The sequence below is a fragment of the Catenulispora sp. GP43 genome (assembly GCF_041260665.1).
Classification (GTDB): Bacteria; Actinomycetota; Actinomycetes; order Streptomycetales; family Catenulisporaceae; genus Catenulispora.
On the sequence record NZ_JBGCCT010000002.1, the window covers coordinates 331791 to 353981 of the forward strand.

At 71.3% G+C, this 22191-nt stretch carries 19 protein-coding genes; 6 read left to right on the top strand and 13 right to left on the bottom strand.

The window, feature by feature from the left end:
• Nucleotides 1-87: 87 nt before the first annotated feature.
• Both ABH926_RS05140 and ABH926_RS05145 read right to left on the bottom strand, forming a co-directional pair.
• Nucleotides 88-1056: a hypothetical protein gene (locus ABH926_RS05140; protein WP_370364166.1), complete on the bottom strand. Its 969-nt coding sequence runs from the start codon at nucleotides 1054-1056 to the stop codon at nucleotides 88-90.
• Nucleotides 1049-1672 carry a SigE family RNA polymerase sigma factor gene (locus tag ABH926_RS05145; protein ID WP_370364167.1) on the bottom strand — a complete coding sequence of 208 codons (624 nt, stop codon included), beginning with the start codon at nucleotides 1670-1672 and terminating at the stop codon, nucleotides 1049-1051. Before ABH926_RS05145 ends, ABH926_RS05140 begins: the two co-directional genes overlap by 8 nt.
• A gap of 153 nt (nucleotides 1673-1825) precedes the next feature.
• On the opposite strand from ABH926_RS05145, the gene ABH926_RS05150 reads away from it, so the two are divergent.
• Complete coding sequence (locus ABH926_RS05150; RefSeq protein ID WP_370364168.1) at nucleotides 1826-3265, top strand: aminopeptidase P family protein; 1440 nt, start codon at nucleotides 1826-1828, stop codon at nucleotides 3263-3265.
• Between the two features lie 687 nt (nucleotides 3266-3952).
• Here ABH926_RS05150 and ABH926_RS05155 read toward each other — a convergent pair.
• From ABH926_RS05155 to ABH926_RS05180, 6 genes are all read right to left on the bottom strand, one after another.
• Nucleotides 3953-4684, bottom strand: coding sequence for a GntR family transcriptional regulator (locus ABH926_RS05155; protein ID WP_370364169.1), 732 nt, complete (start codon nucleotides 4682-4684; stop codon nucleotides 3953-3955).
• Nucleotides 4685-4761: 77 nt separating this feature from the next.
• A complete protein-coding gene (locus ABH926_RS05160; RefSeq protein ID WP_370364170.1) occupies nucleotides 4762-5763 on the bottom strand; it encodes a proline racemase family protein in 1002 nt (333 codons plus the stop codon).
• Complete coding sequence (locus tag ABH926_RS05165) at nucleotides 5763-6689, bottom strand: dihydrodipicolinate synthase family protein (RefSeq protein WP_370364171.1); 927 nt, start codon at nucleotides 6687-6689, stop codon at nucleotides 5763-5765. The genes ABH926_RS05160 and ABH926_RS05165 overlap by 1 nt, the downstream gene beginning before the upstream one ends.
• Nucleotides 6690-6691: 2 nt before the next feature.
• Nucleotides 6692-8656 carry an FAD-dependent oxidoreductase gene (locus tag ABH926_RS05170; RefSeq protein WP_370364172.1) on the bottom strand — a complete coding sequence of 655 codons (1965 nt, stop codon included), beginning with the start codon at nucleotides 8654-8656 and terminating at the stop codon, nucleotides 6692-6694.
• Nucleotides 8649-8921, bottom strand: coding sequence for a (2Fe-2S)-binding protein (locus ABH926_RS05175; RefSeq protein ID WP_370364173.1), 273 nt, complete (start codon nucleotides 8919-8921; stop codon nucleotides 8649-8651). The genes ABH926_RS05170 and ABH926_RS05175 overlap by 8 nt, the downstream gene beginning before the upstream one ends.
• On the bottom strand, nucleotides 8918-10093 hold the full coding sequence (locus tag ABH926_RS05180; protein ID WP_370364174.1) for an NAD(P)/FAD-dependent oxidoreductase: 1176 nt from the start codon (nucleotides 10091-10093) through the stop codon (nucleotides 8918-8920). The genes ABH926_RS05175 and ABH926_RS05180 overlap by 4 nt, the downstream gene beginning before the upstream one ends.
• A 161-nt stretch (nucleotides 10094-10254) precedes the next feature.
• Here ABH926_RS05180 and ABH926_RS05185 point away from each other — a divergent pair, with 161 nt between their 5' ends.
• The 3 genes from ABH926_RS05185 to ABH926_RS05195 all read left to right on the top strand — a co-directional run bounded on the left by ABH926_RS05185 (nucleotide 10255) and on the right by ABH926_RS05195 (nucleotide 13695).
• The gene (locus ABH926_RS05185) at nucleotides 10255-11703 is read left to right on the top strand and encodes a family 2B encapsulin nanocompartment shell protein (RefSeq protein ID WP_370364175.1); all 1449 of its coding nucleotides are present in this window, start codon (nucleotides 10255-10257) and stop codon (nucleotides 11701-11703) included.
• Complete coding sequence (locus tag ABH926_RS05190) at nucleotides 11696-12835, top strand: polyprenyl synthetase family protein (RefSeq protein WP_370364176.1); 1140 nt, start codon at nucleotides 11696-11698, stop codon at nucleotides 12833-12835. The genes ABH926_RS05185 and ABH926_RS05190 overlap by 8 nt, the downstream gene beginning before the upstream one ends.
• 101 nt (nucleotides 12836-12936) lie before the next feature.
• Nucleotides 12937-13695, top strand: a complete 759-nt coding sequence (locus tag ABH926_RS05195) for a DUF4239 domain-containing protein (RefSeq protein ID WP_370364177.1) — start codon at nucleotides 12937-12939, stop codon at nucleotides 13693-13695.
• 73 nt (nucleotides 13696-13768) lie between these two features.
• Here the strand turns inward: ABH926_RS05195 and ABH926_RS05200 are convergent, their stop codons facing one another.
• The 4 genes from ABH926_RS05200 to ABH926_RS05215 all read right to left on the bottom strand — a co-directional run bounded on the left by ABH926_RS05200 (nucleotide 13769) and on the right by ABH926_RS05215 (nucleotide 19047).
• Nucleotides 13769-15316, bottom strand: coding sequence for an amino acid permease (locus ABH926_RS05200; RefSeq protein WP_370364178.1), 1548 nt, complete (start codon nucleotides 15314-15316; stop codon nucleotides 13769-13771).
• A gap of 162 nt (nucleotides 15317-15478) precedes the next feature.
• Nucleotides 15479-16477 carry a hypothetical protein gene (locus tag ABH926_RS05205; RefSeq protein ID WP_370364179.1) on the bottom strand — a complete coding sequence of 333 codons (999 nt, stop codon included), beginning with the start codon at nucleotides 16475-16477 and terminating at the stop codon, nucleotides 15479-15481.
• Between the two features lie 152 nt (nucleotides 16478-16629).
• On the bottom strand, nucleotides 16630-17187 hold the full coding sequence (gene idi, locus ABH926_RS05210; RefSeq protein ID WP_370364180.1) for an isopentenyl-diphosphate Delta-isomerase: 558 nt from the start codon (nucleotides 17185-17187) through the stop codon (nucleotides 16630-16632).
• 48 nt (nucleotides 17188-17235) lie between these two features.
• Nucleotides 17236-19047, bottom strand: a complete 1812-nt coding sequence (locus ABH926_RS05215; RefSeq protein WP_370364181.1) for a bifunctional 3'-5' exonuclease/DNA polymerase — start codon at nucleotides 19045-19047, stop codon at nucleotides 17236-17238.
• A 75-nt stretch (nucleotides 19048-19122) separates the two neighbouring features.
• On the opposite strand from ABH926_RS05215, the gene ABH926_RS05220 reads away from it, so the two are divergent.
• Nucleotides 19123-19869 carry an SDR family NAD(P)-dependent oxidoreductase gene (locus tag ABH926_RS05220; protein WP_370364182.1) on the top strand — a complete coding sequence of 249 codons (747 nt, stop codon included), beginning with the start codon at nucleotides 19123-19125 and terminating at the stop codon, nucleotides 19867-19869.
• 123 nt (nucleotides 19870-19992) lie between these two features.
• Complete coding sequence (locus ABH926_RS05225) at nucleotides 19993-21090, top strand: hypothetical protein (protein WP_370364183.1); 1098 nt, start codon at nucleotides 19993-19995, stop codon at nucleotides 21088-21090.
• 53 nt (nucleotides 21091-21143) lie between these two features.
• Here ABH926_RS05225 and ABH926_RS05230 read toward each other — a convergent pair whose 3' ends face one another.
• Nucleotides 21144-22082: a DMT family transporter gene (locus tag ABH926_RS05230; protein WP_370364184.1), complete on the bottom strand. Its 939-nt coding sequence runs from the start codon at nucleotides 22080-22082 to the stop codon at nucleotides 21144-21146.
• Between the last annotated feature and the right edge of the window lie 109 nt (nucleotides 22083-22191).

Consider the following 22191-nt stretch of genomic DNA (forward strand, 5'->3'; position numbering starts at 1 on the left):
GGACGCTCCGGGACCAGCCGGCGCGGGCCTCTCGTCGTCGTCGCATGGCGGCGAGAGGTCCGCGGTCGGTGCGGCCGCCTCCGCCGGTCAGTGTGGGCTTTGAGGGCTTTGAGGGCTTTGCGGCATGAGGAAGAACGTTCCTTCCTTGACGGCGCGTCCGTTTCCCACCACCTTTCCGGCAGAGTCATACCCGATCAGCTGCTGGGGCGGGTCGGCGGCGCTGTAGCCGATCACGTAGAAGTCGCCGCCCTGAATCCGATACACCGGCACGAATTCGGCATGGCCGGCGTACTGGGCGCACATGTGGTCGACATCGGGAGCCATCCACCCCGAAGTCACATACGCCGGGTAGTCATCAATCGACAATCCCTTCGGCATGCCCTGCGCCTCCGGCGACTTGTCCGGTGTGCCGGTTCCCAGACCCAGCCCGCGCTGGATCGCAAAGAACTGGTTGTCGCCGCCGCCCGGGAATCCGAACTCCGAATAGCCCTGAACGCCCGGCGTCCGGAACTGGGCCATGGCGCCCGGATGTTCTCCGTCTATCGCCGCCTGCGGAATCGTGCCCGGCTGCAGCTTCTGTTCCCAGGAGATGTGGGACTGTTTGTCGGGGAAGACGTGGATCTCGACAGTCCAGGGGAACCCCGCGGTCTTCCCCGAAACCGTCTCGAAGACCAGACCGTCCTGCGTCGTCGGGCTTGTGGCCGGCACCGTGCCGGTCACCGAGGCCGAGCAGGTCTTCGGCGCCGGAGCCGCGGCCACGGCCGGCGGCGGCGACGACGAACCGGCCCGCTTGGAGATGAACACCGACTGCGACGCCCCGGCGGAGTGCCCGCCGAAGGCGATCGCCCCCGCCGCGACCCCCAGCACCGCCAGCACCCCCAGCACCCCCAGCACCCCCAGCGACGACCCGGCCGCCGCGGCCCGGTACCGGACCCGGCGGCGGCGCGCGCCGTCGATCACCTGCTGCGCCGAGACGTTGCGCTCGGCCCCGTCCGCGAACAGGTCCCTGATCCGGTCCTCGAAGCCGGGGGAACCGGCATCATGGTTCTCAGACATCTGATTGCATCCTCTCTGTCATATTCTCCCTTTCATCCCCTTTCCAGTTCGACGGGTCGCCGCGCTCGGCGAACTCCGGCAGCGTCCGCAGCCGGGTCAGGGCCCGCGACAGGCAGCTCTTCACCGTGCCCGGCGCGATCCTCAACTCCGCCGCGATCGCCGCCTCGCTGAGGTCCGCGTAGTACCGCAGCACCACCACCTGCCGCTCGCGCCGTGTCAGGGTGCTGAGTGCGGCGCGCACGAGTTCCTGGTGAGCGTGGCGATCCGCAACGTCCCACGGCACCGCCCGCTCCGGCACCGTGTCCGTGCTCCATTCGCGGCCGCGGCGCAGCCGCCACCAGTCGCGGTAGGAGTTGACGATGATGCGGCGCACGTAGGCCAGCGGGTCGTCGGCGCGGATGCGGTGCCAGCGCAGGTAGGCGCGCTCCAGGGCGGTCTGGGTCAGGTCGGCGGCCCGGTGCGGGTCGCCGCAGATCAGTTCCGCCAGGCGCAGCAGGCGCGCGCCCTGCGCCGCGACGAACGCGGTGAAGTCCGCGTCCACGTTTTCCGGGTCCCGCGCGGTGGGTTCCGGTATCGCGGGTTCCGGCCCCGTGCCGAGGGTGTCGTCGTCATCCACATCCACCAGACGACTCGGGAGACCGTTAGGTTCTTCGGGGCGCGGAGGTGGTTACCGGACCTGGCCGTGGAATGTAACATTGCACACTGCGGCCCGCCGGGGACGCCGCCGCGCGCCGCACGTTCCGACCCATCGCACCCCCAGGGAGCCGCAGTGTCCAGCGACCCGAACCTGTCGAAGTTCGCCACCGGCAGCCACGACCTCCCGGTCACCGACGCCCTGGCGGCGTTCATGGCCACGCAGTGGGCGCCCTCGCCGCTGCCGAACCTGGGCCCCACGCCGGCCTCGGCCTGGACCCCGCGCCGACGCGCCGCCGCCTCGGCCCGCTTCCCCGGCGAGCGCCTGATCGTGCCCGCGGGCGTGGAGAAGCTGCGCAGCAACGACACCTACTGGCACTACCGCCCGCACAGCGCCTTCGCCCACCTGACCGGCAGCCAGCTGCTGGAGGGCGTCCTGGTCTTCGAGCCCAACGGCTCGGGCCACGACGCCATCCTGTTCGCCCACGACCGCTCCTCCCGCGACAACGGCGAAGCCTTCCGCGACCGCCGCCTCGGCGAGATGTGGGAAGGCCGCCGCCCCTCCCTCGCAGAAAGCGCGGAGCTGTACGGCCTCGCGACCGAGAACCTGAACCGGCTGCCGGACAAGCTCACCGGCTCCTCGGTCCCGACGCGCGTCCTTCGCGGCTCCGACCCGCGAGTGGACACACTGGTCTCCGCACGCCCGGAGGCCGACGCCGAGTTCACCGCGTACCTGTCGGAACTGCGCCTGGTGAAGGACGCCTGGGAGATCGAGCAGCTCCAGGCCGCCGTCGACGCCACCACCCTCGGCTTCCAGGACGTGGCCCGCATCCTGCCCTCGGTCATCGGCAAGCCGCGCGCCGAACGCTGGGTCGAAGGCGCCTTCAACAACCGAGCCCGCATCGAAGGCAACGACGTCGGCTACAACACCATCGTCGGCGGCGGCGCCCACGCATGCGTCCTGCACTGGACCGCGAACAACGGCACCCTGAACGCCGGCGAACTCCTGCTCCTCGACGCCGGCGTCGAAGTGGACAGCCTCTACACCGCCGACATCACCCGCACCCTCCCGATCTCCGGCACCTTCACCCCGCTTCAGCGCGACCTGTACAATCTGGTACTCGCAGCCCAGAACGCGGGCATCGCAACACTGCGACCCGGCGCAGCCTTCCGCGAGTTCCACTGGGCCGCGATGCGCACCATCGCCGCCGGCCTGATCGACATGGGCGTCCTGAAGGTGTCGCTGGAGCAGGCGATGGACCCCGAGGTAGGCCTCTACCGCCGTTACACGCTGTGCGGCAGCGGCCACATGCTCGGCATCGACGTCCACGACTGCGCCAAGGCCCGCGCCGAGGAGTACGTGGACGGCACGCTGGCGGCCGGCAACGTACTGACCGTCGAGCCGGGCCTGTACCTCCAGCCCGACGACCTGACCCTGCCCGAGGAGCTGCGCGGCATCGGCATCCGGATCGAGGACGACCTGCTGATCACCGAGGACGGCGCGGTGCTGATGTCATCGGCGCTGCCGCGCGAGGCGGACGAGGTCGAGGCTTGGATGGGCGAGCACGCGGGGTGAGGTTGGGGGTGGTGGGCACCGCTGCGGCTCGCGAGCTCAGCGGTGCCCACCGCTGAGGCCTTGCGCGTAGTCGCCGGCCGCTGAGGCCCTGCGCGTAGTCGCCCACCGCTGAGGCCCTGCGCGCGGCGGCCCGGCCCCAACAACGCTCCCGCCCAGACCGGGCGCCGTAGCGGTCGGTGGCTAGCTGAGTCCCCCGAACGCGGCAGCCGCACACCCGCCGAGGCCCAAGCGGCGGCGTAGCACGTCGACAGCACCACAGAGGCCACAGCTCACCCATTCGGCGTCGGCCATTGTGCGCAGCCAGATCTACGCGAATCACCCGATGTCTGATATACAACATTCGAGCACTATTGAGCTAATCCGAAGGCCGCCACGCACCGCCAAGCAACGGCGGCCCCAGGACCGACGGTCACCACCTGCCGCGCACGGACAGAGCTCACCGCGCCCGACCAGGAAGCAGCCGCCACGCCATCGATGACCTTGCGTCGTCGACTGCTCGAAGCGAGGCGATAAGGGCCTCCGGCTTCGGCCAAGTCGGAGGCAAATGGGGGATCGCTTCGCATCGAGCAGGCCCCGCAAGGGGCTGGCGCAGTACAACCCAACAGCCGGACCCCGGCGCCACCCCCAGGCGCCAGGGTCCGGCGCCCAAACCTGCCCTTTTCAGCCCACTGTGACAGGCCCGGCCGGCTACTCCCGGCCGGCCCAGATCGACCGCACGTGCGTCAGGTGCGTCTTCATCAGGCTCTCGACGGTCTCGGCGTCCCGGGCGACCAGCGCGTCCACCAGCGCCACGTGCTCCTCGGCCGAGGCGTCCAGCACGCCGGCGTCCGCCAGCGAGGGCAGCCCGTACAGCCGCGAGCGGTTGCGCAGATCGCTGACCACCTCGACCAGGTGCGGATTGCCGGACAGGCCCAGCAGGGCCAGGTGGAAGGCCTGGTCGGCCTCGACGTAGCCGATCAGGTCGCGGGCCTTGGCGGCGCTGACGATGGCCCGGGCCGCGGGCCGCAGCGCCTGCAGGTCGGCCAGGGCGGCGCTGCGGGCCAGGCCGGTCACCACCGGGATCTCGATCAGGGCCCTGATCTCGGTGAACTGGTCGAGGTCCGCCTCGGACAGCTCGGTCACCCGGAAGCCCTTGTTCCGGACGACCTCGACCAGCCCCTCCTTCGCCAGATCGAGCATGGCCTCGCGCACCGGCGTGGCCGACACCCCGAAGCCGGCGGCCAGCACCGGCGCGGAGTACACCACGCCGGGCCGCAGCTCGCCGGCGATCAGGGCGGCGCGCAGGGCATGCGACACTTGCTCCCGCAGCGAGTTGTGGCCGAGCACGCGGGGCAGGTTCAACGCCGGGCCGCGCTCCGGGTCCGGCCCGGGAGCCGTGCCGGCGAATACCGCGGCGCCGCTGGAAGTCCTGTCTGGCATGGTCGAAACCCTATCCGCTGAGTGACGTGCGGCCACAGATCTTGTCTCGTTTTATAGAGAGACCTTCCTGACACCGGTCAGAGTAGGAACCCAGCCGGGAAGGGGTCGTCCGGGTCCAGGAAATACTGCGCGGTCCCGGTCACCCACGCCCGGCCGGTCACCGTCGGGATCACCGCGGGCCGGCCGGCGACCTCGGTCTGCTCCACCAGGCGGCCGATGAAGCGGGTGCCGATGAAGGACTCGTTCACGAAGTCGGTGTCCAGGGCCAGCTCGCCGCGGGCGTGCAGCTGCGCCATGCGCGCCGAGGTGCCGGTGCCGCACGGGGAGCGGTCGAACCAGCCGGGGAAGATGGCCATCGCGTGGCGTGAGTGCTGCGCGGTGGAGCCGGGGGCGCGGAAGTAGACGTGGTGGACGGCGCGGATGCCTTCGTCCAGCGGGTGGACCGGCTCGTCGGCGGCGTTGATGGCGTCCATGGTGGCCAGGCCCGCGGCGATGATCTCGTTCTTGGCGGCGCGGTCGAAGGGGAGCTTGTAGGCGTCCAGGTCGACGATCGCGTAGAAGTTGCCTCCGTACGCCAGGTCGTAGGCCACCGCGCCGAAGCCGGGGACCTCCACCTGGGCGTCCAGGCGTTCGGCGAAGCTGGGGACGTTGCGGATGGTCACCGCCTTGGCGGCTCCGTCCTCGACGCGCACGTCGGCCAGGACCAGCCCGGCCGGGGTGTCCAGGCGCACCGTGGTGACCGGCTCGACCACGGGCACCATGCCGGTCTCGACCAGCACCGTGGCCACGCCGATGGTGCCGTGGCCGCACATCGGGAGCAGGCCGGAGACCTCTATGTACAGCACGCCGTAGTCGGCGTCGGGGCGGGTCGGGGGCTGCAGGATCGCCCCGGACATGGCGGCGTGGCCGCGGGGTTCGTACATCAGGAGCGTGCGCAGATGGTCCAGGTGATCCATGAAGTACAGGCGCTTGGCCATCATCGTCTCGCCGGGGATGACCCCTATGCCGCCGGTGATGACGCGGGTCGGCATGCCCTCGGTGTGGGAGTCGACGGCGTGGTAGATGTTCTTGGTGCGCATCAGGCCTGCCGCTTCCGCTCGCGGGCCTTGTCCTCCAGCGGCAGTGCGCGCAGGGTGTCGGCCTTAATGGTGTCGGCCTGCTCCGGCAGGAGCGGGACGCGCGGCGGACGGCAGCCGCCGCCGTGCCGGCCGGCCAGGTCCATGGAGAGCTTGATGGCCTGGACGAACTCGGTGCGCGAGTCCCAGCGCAGCAGCGGGTGCAGCTCGCGGTAGAGCGGGAGGGCCTGGCCGAGGTCGCCGGTCGTGGCGGCGGCCGTGGCGGCCTGGTAGAGCTCGACGCAGACGTGCGGGATGGCGTTCGGGTAGCCGGAGATCCAGCCGACGGCGCCAGCCAGGGCCAGCTCGAGCAGGACGTCGTCGGCGCCGATGAGCAGGTCGAGCTCGGGCGCCAGTTCCTTGATGCGGTAGGCGCGCCGGGTGTCGCCGGAGAACTCCTTGACGGCCCGGATGTAGCCGGCCTCGTGGAGCTGCTGGAGGAGTTCGGGGACGAGGTCGACCTTGGTGTCGATGGGGTTGTTGTAGGCCACGATCGGGATGCCGACCTCGGCGACGGCCTTGTAGTGCGCCAGGACAGAGCGCTCGTCGGCCCGGTAGGCGTTGGGCGGCAGGAGCATGACGGCGCCGGCCCCGGCCTCGGCTGCCTGCTCGGTCCAGCGGCGGGCCTCCATCGACCCGTACGCCGCCACGCCGGCCAGAACCCGGTCCCCGCCGACAGTTTCGACGGCTGTGCGTACCACGGCGGCGCGCTCGGCATCGGTGAGTGTCTGGTACTCCCCGAGTGACCCGTTGGGGCACACGCCGTCGCATCCGGCGTCGATGAGGCCGCGCAGGTTCTCGGCGTAGGCGTCGAGGTCCACGGTCAGGTCTTCGCGGAACGGCAGGGCGGTGGCGACGACGACGCCGTGCCAGGGCATGCGGGAGGACATGGTCACTTGTTCCTTCGATCTTGCTCGGCGAGCACACCGAGCGGGACGGGACGCGCCAGGGGGCGCGAGGCGGCGGCAAGAAGATCGGCATCGGACGCGGGCTCGGTACCGCCGGCCAGGCAGGCGACGGCGTAGCCGCACACCCGTCCCTGGCACCAGCCCATGCCGGCGCGGGTGAGGAGCTTGACGGTCCGCGCATCGCCGGCGCCGAGGTCGCCGGTCGCCTCGGCGATGGCTTTCGCGGGTACCTCTTCGCAGCGGCAGACGATGGTGTCGTCGGCGAGGTGTTCGCGCCACGCGGCCGGGATGGGATGGCGCGCGCGGAGGAGGTCGGCGAGGGCACGCTGGCGGGTCCGGCGGCGGAGGAGGTTGGCGAGGTTGGCCGGAGTGGTCGGCACAGCAGGGCTCGCCGGGGTGGTGAGGGTAGCCGGGGTGGTGGCTGCGGCGGTTGCTTCGGCGGAGGGGGACGCGAGCGAAAGTGGCGGCGGCGACGGGGGTGTTGCGGCGGAGGGCTCGGGGCGGCGCGTGAGGCGGGCTCGGGCTGCGGCGAGGCGGTTGGTGGAGCCGGCGGCGTCGGCACCATCGTCGGGGGCGCGGCGCGTGAGGCGGGCTCGGGCCGCGGCGAGGCGGTTGGTGGAGTCGGCGGCCTCGGCAGCGTCTTCGGGGGTGCGGCGCGAAACGCGGGCTCGGGCCGCGGCGATCGCGCGGGCGGTGATCGGGCCGGCGGGCTTGTCCTCGGTAGTCCTCGATGGCGAACCGCCGGAAGTCCTGCCGGTGCCGGTGCCAGCCGGGCCAGCCGGGCCAGCGACACCAGAGCTCTCGTCGGAAACAGCACGGGCCGAGCTATCAGTGCCGGGCGCCACGCCGCCTCCGGCCGTCCGGCTCGCCAGCCGGCGGGCCCAGGCCCGCGCTGCGACCTGCGCGACCGCGAGGCCTGCGATCTCGCCCTCCAGTAGGGCCGTCTCGGCGCCGGCGACGCCTGCTGTCTCGCCGGCGGCGTATAGGCCGGGGATTGTTGTGCGCTGGGTTGTGTTCACGCGGAGGCCGATGGTGCCGTCGGTGAGGTGGGTCGGTGCTGCGCCGAGGGTGAGGGCCAGGTCGATTTGGGGGGCCAGGCCGTAGCCGATGGCCAGGGTGTCGCAGGGGATGCGTTGGGGGTCGGTGCCGTCGGGGCGGGCCGTCACTACTGCTTCCAGGGTGTCGGTGCCGTGGGCTTCGATGACCATTCGGCCTGTGTGGACCGGGATGCGGGCTCGGGTGAATTGGCGGGCGTAGTCCAGGCCTTCGGCGAGTTTGGTCGGGTTGGACAGCAGGGGTAGGGGGTTCTTGGCGTAGCCGCGGATGGTGTTGGCTTCGTATAGGCCCAGGACTTTGGCGCCGGCGGCTGCCAGGCCTGCGGCCACTGGGAGGAGCAGGGGGCCGGTGCCGGCCACGACTACGCGGCGGCCGGGGAGGACCAGGTTGCCTTTGAGGAGTGCTTGGGCGCCGCCTGCTGTGAAGACGCCGGGGAGGTCCCAGCCGGGGAAGGGGACTACGCGTTCGTAGGCGCCGGTGGCCAGGATCACGGCGGGGGCCTCGATCGGGCCGCGGTCTGTCAGGACCCTGAATCCGGGGACGTCCTCGCTGCGGTCGACGGCCCCGAATTTCTCAATGGCCCATACCTGGTGGCCGAATCTGACCTCGATGCCGGCGGCTGTCTCGACGCGCGTCACCAGCTGCTCGAACTGCTGCCAGCCGTGGTACAGCTTCGGCAGCCAGTCCGCGGTCAGGCCGGGGGCCGGGTGGCGGAAGTACTGGCCGCCGAGTTGGCGGCCGGCGTCGATCAGCGCCACGTGCAGTCCCTGCTCGGCGGCGGTCGCCGCGGCGGCCATGCCTGCGGGGCCGGCGCCGATGACGGCCAGGTCGAAGGTGCCGGATTCCTCGAGGTCGGCGAAGGCCTGGCCGGCGGGTGGGAGGAGGTCATTCACCTTGCTCACCGTGTCCGTCTCCGATCTGCGTCCGGACTGCGTCGCCGTCGGCGATGACCGCCAGGCAGGCTCGGACGTTCGGCTCGTCGTTCACCGTCACCAGGCAGTCGAAGCACACGCCGATGCCGCAGAACAATCCGCGCGGCCGGCCGCCGAAGCGGGTCGTGCGCCACGACCGGATCCCCTCGGCCAGCAGTGCCGCGCCGACGGTCTGGCCGGCCTGGGCCGTCATCGGCCGGCCGTCGAAACTGAACCGCACACTCACCGCGCACCCTCCTCGAACCGCGCCGGGCGGAACGGCTCGGCCGCCACCTCCGGCTCCCTTTGCGCCAGCAACGCCGCGATCAGCTCCCCGGTCGCCGGTGCCAGACCGATGCCGGCGCCCTCGTGTCCGCAGGCGTGGAAGAGTCCTGAGACGGAAGCGTCCGGGCCGATCGCGGGCAGGTGGTCCGGAAGGTAGGGGCGAAAGCCGCAGTAGTAACGCTGTACCTTCACATCTGCCAGGAAGGGGAACAGTTCAGCGGCCTGAGCCGCCAGCCGTCCCAGTGCGTCGTAGGACGGCGTCCGGTCCAGGCCGACCCGCTCCCGGCTCGCGCCGATCAGCACCGGCCCCGACGGCGTCCCCTCGACCACCGCCGAGGACTGAAGCGCTGCGTCGGAACTGGAGACGTCGGCGACGTACGCCGCCGAATACACCTTGTGCCGCACCATCGCCGGCAGCGGCTCGGTCACCAGCACGAACCCGCGCCGCGGCTGCACCGGCAGCGTCGAGCCGGCGAGCGCCGCGACCGAGGACGCCCCGAAGCCGGCGGCGTTCACCACGAACCGCGCCGAGATCGTCCCGGCCGCCGTCCGGACCCCGCGCACCGTGCCTCGCGAGGTCACCAGCCCGGTGACGGCGCTGCCCAGTCGCAGCTGTGCCCCCGACGCTTTCAGTAGTGCGGCTGTGGCCAGTGACGGCATCACCTGCGCGTCCTGCGGATACCAGAAGCCGCCGGCCAGTCCCGGGGCGATGAAGGGCTCGAGTTCGCTCAGGCGTTCGGCCGGTACTTCCTCGGCTACTACCCCCGGAGTTAACTGCGTGGCCGCAAACCCTTGCAGCGCCTCGAAATCCTCCGCCGTGAAGGCGACGACCAGGCCGCCCTTGGCCTCGTACTCGAACCGGGCGCCGAGGGCGCCGTCGTCCTGCTCGGCCAGCGCGCGCCACAGTTCCTGCGAGCGCAGCGCGAGATCCAGTTCCGGTCCCGGTTCCTTGTCCGAGACCAGCAGGTTCCCCTCCCCCGCGCCGGATGTGCCGCCGGCGACCGGGCCGGCGTCGACCACTGTCACCGACAGGCCTTCGCGCGCGGCGTAGTAGGCGCACGCGGCGCCGATGATCCCGGCCCCGATCACCACGACGTCGGACGTCGGGCGGGACCTGTTGGCGGCTGCGCTCACGCCAGTACTATGTCACATGCTCCGGCGAGATGCCACCGGTCCGCGCGGCCGCGACCACTCGTGAATCGTCCGCAGTTTGTCACCCATTGCGGTAATAGACCCGGTCCGCCAACGGACTCACGATGGAGACGAGAAGCATCCATCGTTTTGGAGGGGGCACGATGACGGTCGACCAGAGCGCGGCACCCGGGACGGCAGCCGAGGGCGAGCAGCTCAGCCTGGACACCGCGGCGGCGCGGAACCTGGCCACCACGACCAAGACGCCGCCGCAGATGCAGGGCATCACCTCGCGCTGGCTGTTGCGGGTCCTGCCCTGGGTGCAGGCCTCCGGCGGCACCTACCGGGTGAACCGCCGGCTCAGCCACGCCGTGGGCCGCGGCCGGGTGGCGTTCAGCCAGGCCGGCGACGACGACGTGAGCGTGCTGGCCCCCACCTTGACCGAGCTGCCGCCGCTGCGCGGGTTCGGCGACGAGGCGCTGCTGGCCGAGCTGGCCTCGCGCTTCACCGTGCGCGAGTTGCGCGCCGGGCAGGCCCTGACCGAGGCCGGGACCCCGGTGGACACGTTATGGCTGATCGCGCACGGCAAGGTGGACCTGGCCGGACAGGGCAAGTACGGCGACGACGCCGTGCACGGCCACCTCGCCGACGGCGACCACCTGGGCGAGGAGGTGTTCCACACAACGGCCGCCGGCGGCGCCGCCACCAACGGCCACGCCCCCCGTTGGAAGACCACGGCGCGCGCCGCGACCCCGGTCATCGCGCTGTCGGTGCCGGCCTCGGACGTCAGGGCCCTGATCGAGCGGTCGGAGGCGCTGCGGCGGCATCTGGCCGAGCACCGCAGCACCCGCGGCAAGGCGCAGAACGCGCACGGCGAGGCGGAGATCGCGCTGGCGGCCGGGCACGAGGGCGAGGCCGAGCTGCCGGGCACGTTCGCCGACTACGAGCTCAAGCCGCGCGAGTACGAGCTGTCGGTGGCGCAGACCGTGCTGCGGATCCACACCCGCGTCGCGGACCTCTACAACAAGCCGATGAGCCAGCTGGACCAGCAGCTGCGGCTGACGATCGAGGCGGTGCGCGAGCGGCAGGAGGACGAGCTGGTCAACAACCGCAGCTTCGGCTTGCTGCACAACGCCGGTTTCGAGCAGCGCGTGCACACCCACTCCGGTCCGCCGACCCCGGACGACCTGGACGAGCTGCTGTCGCTGCGCCGCGACACCACGCATCTGCTGGCGCACCCGAAGGCGATCGCGGCGTTCGGCCGGGAGTGCACCAAGCGCGGGATCTACCCGGGGACCATGGATCTGCTGGGGACGCAGGTGTCGGCGTGGCGCGGCGTGCCGCTGCTGCCGGTGCCGAAGATCCCGGTGCTGGACGGCCACACCACCTCGATCCTGGCGCTGCGGGTCGGCGAGGCGGAGCAGGGCGTGGTCGGTCTGCACCAGACCGGGATCCCGGACGAGTACCAGCCGGGGTTGTCGGTGCGGTTCATGGGCGTGGACGACAAGGCCATCACCTCTTATCTGGTGAGCGCCTACTACTCGGCGGCGGTGCTGGTCCCGGACGCGCTCGGGGTACTGGAGAACGTCGAGATCGCGCGGCCCCGTGGCTGAGCCGCTGACGATGACGGACGAGGGGCCGCCGAAGATAGCCGGCACCGGCGTAACCGGTGACCCTGCCCAGCATGACCGGCATGACCCGCATGACCAGCCGCACGGCCAGCGCCACACGGCCGACGTCAGGTCGCACGCGGAGGCGACGCTGCACCGGACCCGCGACCTGGTCGAGCCGGTGTTGCGCACGGCCGTGGACACCCTGCCGGGGCGGTTGCGCACGATCGCCGCGTACCACCTCGGCTGGCAGGACGCCGAGGGCGTGGCGATCGAGGCCGACGGTGGCAAACTCCTGCGGCCGGGCCTGGTCCTGGCCGCCGCGGCGGCCACCGGCGGCGAGCCGGTCGCCGACTCTGCGGTCCTGGCCGCGGCCGCCGCCGTGGAGCTGACGCACAACTTCACGCTGCTGCACGACGACGTCATCGACCGCGACCACACCCGCCGCCACCGTCCCACGGCCTGGACGGTGTTCGGGGCCGATAACGCGATCCTGGCCGGCGACGCGATGCTGGCGCTGGCGCTGCGCCTGGTCGGCGGGGAGGCGGCGAGCCGGCTGGCGGAGTGCGTCATCGAGATCTGCGACGGCCAGTACGAGGACTGCGCCTTCGAGCAGCGCGACGACGTCACGCTCGAGGAGTGCATGGCGATGGCCGGCAAGAAGACCGGCGCGCTGCTGGGGTGCGCGTGTGCGCTGGGGGCGCTGTCGGTGCACGCCGATCCGCTGGCCGTGGCGGCGCTGGACCTGTTCGGCCGCGAGATCGGCATGGCCTTCCAGCTGACCGACGATCTGCTGGGCATCTGGGGCGATCCGGCGCTCACCGGCAAGCCGGTGGGCTCGGATCTCAGGGCCCGTAAGAAGTCGTTGCCGGTGGTGGCCGCGTTGTCGGCTAGTTCGGCGGCGGCGGTGGAGCTGGCGCGGTTGTATGCCCTGGGCCGGGACTTCACCGAGCACGAACTCCGGCACGCCACGGACGCCGTCGAACGGGCCGGCGGGCGCGCATGGGCGGTGACCGAGGCCACCGCGCGGGTGGCGAAGGCGCATGCGCATCTGCGGCGCGCGCCGGGGGTGGACCACACCAGGGTGCACGACTTGCGCGCGATCGCCGAGCTGATCACGCGGCGGACCAACTAGCCGCAGCACGGCGACACCACGGCAGCAACACGCACAGCACCACAGCACCACAGCACCAAGGGCACCAAGGGCACCACTGCACCACGAAACGGGGAGCCGTCATGACCGCGAAGGACTACGGCATCATCGTCGCCGTCCTCATCCTGACCTTCATCACCCTGCGTCTGTTCGAACGCTTCATCCCGCATCACCGGCGCGAACCGCACAACGACGTCGCCGGCTTCATCTTCGCCACGGTGTCCGTGGTGTTCGCGGTGCCGCTGGCCTTCGTCGTGGTGGCTCTGTGGACGAACAACGACAACGCCCACCAGACCACCTTCAAGGAGGCCAACGAGCTCGCCGGCATCTACTGGATCTCGCGCCAGATGCCGCTGCCGCTGGGTTCGCGGCTGGAGCACGAGACCCTGGACTACGCGCACACCGTCATCGACGACGAATGGCCGCTGCTGGCCGAGCACCAGACCAGTCCGAAGGCCACCGACCTGGTGTATCAGATCCGGGACAGTGTCTTCGCCTTCCGTCCGGCCGACATCTCGCAGCAGGTGCTCTATGACCACGTTCTGACCCATGTGGAGTCGCTGGCCGAGCAACGAAGGGAGCGTCTGAACCAGACCGAGGAGTCGTTGCCGCCGCTGTTGTGGGCGATCCTGATCGGCAGCGCGCTGGTGACCATCGCGTTCACGTTCTTGTTCGGCCTGTCGAGTTCCTTCGCGCACACCGTGATGGTGATGACGCTGGCCGGGCTGGTGGTGGTCTCGCTGGTGGTCGTCAGGGAGATGAGTTACCCGTATTCGGGGACCATGAAGGTCGATCCGACGGCGTTCGAGGTGTTCCTGTCACGTCTGCCGACGCCGCGCTGAGCGCCGGGGAAAAGCGAGCGCGCCCCGGGATCCCCGGGGCGCGCCAGAACACTGCGACGGTCAAGCGAGGTGCTTAGATCACGTCCAGGTCCGCGAACTGCTCGGCCTCGACCGCGCCGGCCGGGGGCGCGTAGGAGGCGCGCCCGCGCGCCAGCCACCAGACCCACGACAGCAGCAGCGCGGCGACCAGGGCGATCGGTGCGTAGTTGAACGTCAGCGCGGTGATCGGCGAGGCCTGCGGCAGGCAGAACAGCACGACCTCGATCACCACCCACACCGAGGCGATGTAGCCGACCAGCGGGCCCCACTTGCCCAGGTTCCAGGCTCCGGCCTTGAAGTTCTTGCCCTGCCGGGCGCGCAGGAAGCCGGGGATGACGTAGGCCGGGGCCAGGCCGATGGAGGCGATGGCGGTCACCGCGCCGTAGGCCTGGATGGTCCACAGCGAGGGCAGGGTCAGCAGGAAGGCCACGACGACCACCAGCCACATGGCGTTGGTCGGGACCGCCGCGCGGTTGACCTTGCGCCAGGTCTTGGAGCCGGGCAGGGCGCCGTCCCGGGAGAAGGCGAAGACCATGCGGGCCGCCGAGCCCACGGCCGCCAGGCCGCAGCACAGCTGGGCGACGATGATGACCAGCGTCAGGACCTCGGCCCAGTGCTGGCCCAGGGCGTCGAGCATGATGATCGACGGGGCCGTCACCGCGCCGCCGTAGCCCGAGCCCGCGGACTCGGTGGCGTAGCTGTCGGCGCCGCCCTGGATGGAGAACAGGAAGGCGACGATCAGGACCAGGCCGGCGATGCCGGAGACCCAGATGGACCGGACGATGCCCTTGGGGGCCAGGGTCGATGCCTGGGAGGTCTCCTCGGACATGTGGGCCGAGGCGTCGTAGCCGGTCAGGGTGTAGCCGGTGAGCAGCAGGCCGATGGCGCTGACGTAGATCGCGCTCTTGAAGCCGGTGGCGTTGGCGTAGTGCGTGAAGACGAAGCTGGCGCTCTGGTGGTGCGCCGGGACGACGAACAGCACCGCGACGATGAAGGCCACGCCCAGCAGGTGCCACCAGACGCTGACCCGGTTGAACAGGTCCAGCACCCGCACGCCGAAGGTGTTCAGCACGCCGTGCAGCAGCAGCACGCCGGCGAAGATGGCGATCAGCCCGTACTTGTCCGGGGTCCAGCCGAACGCCATGCCGGTGAACGCTCCGATGAACTCCGCGGCGCCGTAGTCGATGCCGGCTATGACCCCGAACAGGCCCAGCATGTTCAGCCAGCCGGTGATCCAGCCCCAGCCCTTGCCGCCGAGGCGGTGGGCCATGAAGAACAGCGCGCCGGAGGTCGGGTAGACGCTGGTGACCTCGGCCAGGCTCAGGCCGATGAGCAGGACCGCGATCGTGACCCCGATCCAGCCCCAGACCATGACGGCCGGGCCTCCGGTGGCCATGCCGAAGCCGAACAGCGTCATACAGCCGGACAGGATGGAGATGATGGAGAAACTGATCGCGAAGTTGCCGAAGCCGGACATCTTGCGGGACAGCACCGGCTCGTAGCCGATGGCGCGCAGTTGCGCGGCGTCGGCGGAGTCGGTGTCACTCCAGGCAGAGCTATCTGAGCTTTGAGTCATCGACATGGTCTCGTTCCGTTTTCGCTTCGAGGCCCAACTAGGGGGGAAGGGTTGTGCGTTTGGCGATGGTGCGAATGAGCTCACTGCGATGGTGCGTTTTCCCCGAGGCGGGTTCGGATTTCGTTGAGAAATCTGAACCCTGAGTTACTGTGCGATGCCGGCCGCGCGCTAGGGTCCGGCGCGCTGCCGACCGGAGGGGTCGGTGCGCCGCGCCGCTGCCGACAGCGCGGTGTACCGCGCCCTGACGAACTCCTCCACGGCGTCCCCCGTCGCCGAGACCACGGCCCACGGCCGGTTCGAACCGTAGGGTCCCAGGGCCGCGAACACGTCCGCGGCCAGATCGGAACGGCCGCCGACGACCAGGACGTGGGCCAGGTGCGACAGGTCCACGACCAGCCAGTCGTCCTTGCCGGTGCTGGTGAACCAGTTCCAGCCCCGGGCCATCTCGGTGCGGGTGGAGTCGGTGGTCCACAGCAGGTGGGCCAGGCCGTCGTTTTGAGCCTTGCGGTATTCGTAGGCGATGACCAGCGCGTAAAGGGGCAGCAGCTGCAATGGGGACAGGCTGCTCAGACCGACGCCGCTGACGATGCTGGCCGCGAACAGCTGCGCGGCGGCCGGGCTCGGGCCGGGGCCGGAGCCGACGGCGCTGAGCATCCGGTGACAGCCCTCACGGTTGGCCGGGTCGACGCGCCACAGGTCGCGGAAGGCGTGCCAGGGTCCCGGGACCGGACAGGAGGCGGGGCCCTCGACGCGCTCGCCGAACCCGGCGGCCAGGGCCAGCCGGCCCAGATAGGGCACCGGGTCCCCGGGGTCCATGGCCGCGGCCTCCGCGCACAGTTCGGCGGCCCGCCGGCCCAGGCTCTGCGCCTGGTCCAGGCCCTTGGCAGCGGCCTTGCAGGCCCTCTCGACCGCCACCCGAGCGGCCATCGCGACGGCGTCGGGGTCGCGCGGACGCTCGCCGACCCACTCGTCGACCGCGTTGGAGCCGGCGGCGACCTGCGCCAGCAGCGCTATGCGGGTGCCGCGCAGGCGGCGGTCGCGCGAGGAGTCGGCCAGCAGCTCGGCCATCGAGAACCAGTGGCCGGTGCGGACCTCACCGAGGATCCGCGCCAGCGGCTCGTCGAATCCGGCCGGGTGCATGACGGGCTTGAAGTCGTGGGGGCTCATGGGGGCTCAGACGGCTGCCGGCGGGGGGTCGGGCAGTTGGGCATCGTCAAGCAATTCCCAAGAGCGCGTAAAGGGATCGGGCACCGCGCAATGATGCCCGACTTCACAGGTGTCGAACAAGCCCCTGTGTGATCACATGATCACCACGAAGATCAACACATCCAGTTGTCCATATCCTGGGCGGCCAACTGCTCGACTTGAAGGCGGCACCACGGCGACACCTCGAAGGAACCGGAAAGGACTTGACGGCTGAAATCAGCCCACGGAATCCACCGGTATTCGCCCACTTCGGCGGGATCGGGCGACGGCGCAATTCCGGTCGCGACCGTGGCCCGGAACACCGGGCAGACTTCGTTCTCGACGATGCCGTTCGGCATTACCGCCCGGTAACGGAAATCCGGCAGGATCGGGTGGACGGCGGAAATGTTCAGGCCCAGTTCACTGGAGAGCCGCCGGCGCACGGCGTCCTCCATCTGCTCCCCCGGCCCCGGATGCCCGCACGCGGAGTTGGTCCACACTCCGGGCCAGGTGCGCTTGGAATCGGCGCGCCGGGTGATGAGCAGACGCTGCAGGCCGTCGAAGACGTAGCAGGAGAAGGCCAGGTGCAGCGGGGTGTTCTCGGTGTGCACGGTGGCCTTCGGCGCAGCGCCGATCGGGCTGCCGTCCTCGGACAGCAGGACTACTTCTTCGACTTCCACATTGGTTTCCACATCACTGGAGCATGCCCTCTGGGTGATCGCACTGTCACTCGTTGTGCACTATTTGGCGTCCCCGTAACACTCCACCGAGTGAACGCTCATAGGAAATCGGACCGGTGAAGGACCGAATACCAGCCGCCCGGCGCCGGCGGCGCACTCAATGATCATCGCAGCTACCGCCTCGGCGTGCTCACGCGGCGCGTGCACCAGCACCTCGTCGTGCTGGAAGAACACCAGCTGCGGTCCGTCCAGGGCGCGCAGCCGCTGCCGCAGCAGCGCCAGCAGCACCTCGGCCCACTCCGCGGCGGTGGCCTGGATGACGAAGTTGCGGGTGAACCGGCCCCGGGCCCGGGCCACCTGGCCGGAGCGCCGGTTGCTGTCGTCGTCGGCCCCGGCCTCGGCGTCCCCGGCGATCGCGCTCTGCCAGCGCTGCGAGGGCGGCGGGCAGGTGCGGCCGAGCTGGGAGCGGACCAGGCGGCCGCGCTCGCCCTCGCGGGCCGCGTCGTCCAGCAGCGCCGTGGCCTTCGGGAAACGGCGGCGCATCAGGGCCAGGGGCGCTGCGGCCCCGCCGCCGGTCTGCCCGTACATGGCCCCGAGCAGCCCGAGCTTGGCCTGGTCGCGGGAGCCCTCGAAGACCCCGGCCAGAGCGGCGTACATGTCATCGCTCTGCGTCGCCTCGGCCATGCCCGCGTCCTGCGCCATAGCGGCCAGGATGCGCGGTTCCAGCTGCGCGGCGTCGGCGGAGACGAACACCCAGCCGGGGTCGGCGATGACCGCTTTGCGCAGCCGCCGCGCGATCTGCAGCGCGCCGCCGCCACGGGCCGCCCAGCGTCCGGTGACGACGCCGCCGACGCTGTACTCGGGCCGGAAGCGGCCGGCCACGACCCAGGTGTCGCGCCAGGCCCAGCCGTTGAACGAGTACAGGCGCGAGAGCTCCTTGTACTTCAGCAGCAACGGGATCGCCGGGTGGTCGATCTCCTTGAGCTCCCAGCGGCGCAGCGAGGGAAGCCGCACCCCGGCGTCGGCGAAGGCCTTGGTCACCTGCGGTGCGGAGTCGGGGTTCAGCGTGCGGACCCCGAGCGCCTCGGCCAGCCGGGCCGCCGCCGCGGCCATCTCCCGGGGCGGCGAGCCGTCCGGCGGACGCGGGCCCAGCACCTCCTCCAGGATCCGGCTGTGCACGTCGGCGCGCCAGGGCAGGCCGGCGTGCGCCATCTCGGCGGCGGCCAGCGAGGCCGCGGACTCGGCGGCCACCAACAGCCGGAACCCGCCGGGGTTCGCGGTGGCCGCGATCCGGCGCAGCTGGTCGGCGTAGACCTCGCGCACCGCACGCAGCGGATCGACGTCGGCGGCCAGCCCGGAGCGGTCCGGCTCGAACAACGCCGGCTGGGTGGTCGGGTTGTCGGCCGGGGCGGCCATGGTGCCCTCGGCCCGGTCCTCGGGGACCGGCAGGCCGTGCAGCCGGGCCCAGGCGGCGCCCAGGGAGCGCGGCTCGCCGCAGCGGCCCTCGTAGGCCAGCAGCAGGGCCTCGGTGAGGGCCAGGTCGTGGCAGCGGTCGACGCGCACGCCGCGGCGCAGCAGGGCCGGGGCGAGGTCGGCGGTGGCCGGCCATACCCAGCGCGGGTGGCCGGGCTGGGTCTGGCCGGCCGCGGACCCGATGGCCGGGCCGGCGCGCCCGCCGCTGAGCGGACCGGGCAGACCGGGCAGACCAGCCAGACCCGGGTCGCCGGCCCCAGCCGCCTCCAGCGCCCCGACCTCGGCTTCCAGGTCCTCGACGGCGCGCGCCGGCCCTGCCGCCTCGCCGGTGTCGGTGATCGCTTGAACGAAGCCTCGATCCCTGAAACCCTCGGGGTCGTAGGTCGCCGCGATCTGCATCCGATCATTGTCCGCGACAGCACTGACAAGTCCGACCAGCCGATGCCGGCCGGCCGATAGCGATAAGGACCCGCCATGACCAAGACCGCCGTCGTCACCGGAGCCAGCAGCGGCATCGGCGCCGCCACCGCGCGCCAGCTGGCCGCCGAGGGGTTCCGGGTGGTCCTCGTGGCCCGCCGCAAGGAGCGGCTGGAGGCGTTGGCGGCGGAGATCGGCGAGGCGGCGGAGGCGGTGGCGCTGGATGTGACCGACACCGAGGCCGTGAAGGCGTTCGCAGCCGGTCTGGAGTCGTGTGACGTCCTGGTGAACAACGCCGGCGGCGCGATCGGCTCGGACCCGGTGTCCGCCGCGGATGCCGGGGACTGGCGCTCGATGTTCGAGACGAACGTCCTGGGCGCGCTGACCTTCACCCAGGCGCTGCTGCCCCAGCTGATCGCCTCCGGCGCCGGCACCGTGGTGATGCTCACCTCCACCGCCGCGCATGTCGCCTATGAGGGCGGGGCGGGCTACGCGGCGTCCAAGCACGCGATGCACGCCATGACCGCGACGCTGCGCCTGGAGCTGTTCGACCAGCCGGTCCGCGTCATCGAGATCGCGCCCGGCATGGTGATGACCGACGAGTTCTCCCTCAAGCGTTTCGGTGGCGACGCGGACAAGGCCGCCTCGGTGTATGCCGGCGTCCCGGGCCCGCTGGTGGCCGAGGACGTCGCGGACTGCATCGTGTGGTCGGTGACGCGGCCGGCGCATGTGAACGTGGACCTGATGGTCGTGCGGCCGCGGGCGCAGGCGGCGCAGCACAAGGTGTATCGGGTGGCGGAGTAGCGACACGCCCGGCCACGCCTGAGGGACGCTATATACGGCGTGTCGCGGAATGTGACGGTGTATCCCTTCGTCGAGTACCGACCAGAGGTCGGAACCCGACTTCTCATCGAAGGGACGAAACCCGTGTCCTTGGCACGCGTACGCACCATCATCCTGCTGGCCGCGATCGGGCTGGGGGTGGCGGCGGGGATCACGCCCGCGGCCGCCGCCCGGTTCCCCGACACCGTCTCCACCATCGCCTCCACCGTCCCGGCCAACGGCGACGTGAACCCCTACGGCGTCGCCGTGGTCCCGGCCTCCACCGGCGACCTGCACCGGGGCGACGTGCTGGTGAGCAACTTCAACGCCGTCTCCAACCTGCAGGGCACCGGCACGACCATCGTCCAGGTCGCCCCGGGCGGGGCGGTGTCCACCTTCGCCACCATCGACCCGGCGCACCTGCCCGGCCCGTGCCCCGGCGGGGTCGGCCTGACCACGGCCCTGTCGGTGCTGCGCTCCGGCTGGGTGATCGTCGGCTCGCTGCCCACCGCCGACGGGACCTCGGCCACCGCCCAGGCCGGCTGCCTGATCGTGCTGGACGACCACGGCCAGGTCCGGGAGACCTTCGCCGGCCAGGGCATCAACGGGCCCTGGGACATGACCGCCCTGGACCGGGGCGACGAGGCCGACCTGTTCGTCACCAACGTGCTCAACGGCACGGTCGCCGGCAACGGGGCGGTCGTGAACGAGGGCACCGTCCTGCGGATCCGGCTGTCCCTGGAGCACGGCCGGCTGCCGCGGCGCGAGGAGACCACGGTGATCGGCTGCGGGTTCGGTGAGCGCACCGACCCCGCCGCGCTGGTCGTCGGGCCGACCGGCGTCGGCCTGGACGAGCACGGCACCTTGTACGTGGCGGACAGCGTCGGCAACCGGATCGCGGCCATCCCGTTCGCCGCCACCCGGCACACCGCCGACGGCACCGGCCGCACCGTCACCAGCGGCGGCGCGCTGAACACCCCGCTGGGCCTGATGGTGGACCGCAGGGGCCTGATCCTGACGGTGAACGCCGGCGACGGCAACCTCGTGGCGACCACCCCGGGCGGCGCGCAGGTGCACGTCGTCCAGCTGGACTCCTCCGGTTCACCGGCCGGCGCCGGCGCGCTGTTCGGTCTGGCGCAGGCGCCGCGCGGCGACGTGTACTTCGTCGACGACGCGACCAACACTCTGAACCTGCTGAGCTGAGTCCGTCCGGCGGCGGCCTCGAGCCTAGGGCCTCAGACCTCAGACCTTGGGCCTCAGGCCATGGCCGCCTCTGGCCCGTGTTCCTCAGCCGCGGCGGCCGGCGCCTGTAGCGCGTCGGCCGCCGCCGGCACGACCGCGTCGCCCCGGCGCAGCGTCGACAGGATCAGCCCGATCAGCACCAGCGGAGCGCCGACGATGATGCCGGCCTTGATGGTCTCGCCGAGGAACAGCACGCCGCCGGCGACCGCGACGGCCGGGTTGACGAAGGTGATCATCGAGGACTTGGCCGGGCCGACCTCGCCGATCAGCTCGAAGAACAGCAGGAACGCCGAGGCGGTGCAGATCAGGCCCAGGGCCGCCACCGCGCCCAGGGCGTTGGCCCTGGGCGTGTGCGTCGGGTGGCTGAAGGCGGCGATCGGCACGTACAGCAGGGCCACGCCGGTCAGCGAGAGCGTGATGGTGGCCAGGGTGGGGACGCCGGCCAGTTTGCGGTCGGCGATGATCGGCGCGATCGCGTAGCCGACCGCGACGGCGATCACCTCCAGCATCCGCAGGACCTGGACCTGCCCGATGTTCAACCCGACGATCGCCACCACGCCGGCCATGCCGATGAACAGGCCGGCCAGGCGGGTGCCGGAGACCGCCGAGCGCTCACCCAGGCGCCACATGATCAGCGCGACGAAGAACGGCACGGCCGCGATCAGCAGCCCGGCCAGCGAGGACGTCATGTGCTGCTCGGCGTCGCCCAGCAGCAGCCAGGGGCCGGCGATCTCCAGCGCCGCGAACGCCGCGATGTACCGCCAGTGCTTCAGCGCCGGGCCCACCATGCCGCGCTTCCAGGCGACCGGCAGCAGCACCGCCGCGCCGATGGCGGTGCGCGCGAACACGATGAACGGCGCCGGCATCCCCTCCAGCGCCACCTTGATCAGCAAGTAGGGGATGCCCCAGATCACCGACATGGCCGCGAACAGCAGCCATCCCCGCTTCGACACGCGAGCCCCCTCGAGGCGACGGAACCGAACGAAACCCATGACCGGATCGACTCTGCGAAGCCCCCGGTGGGAGCCGGTCCGACCACCCCCGGTAATAGCCGAGGGGCGC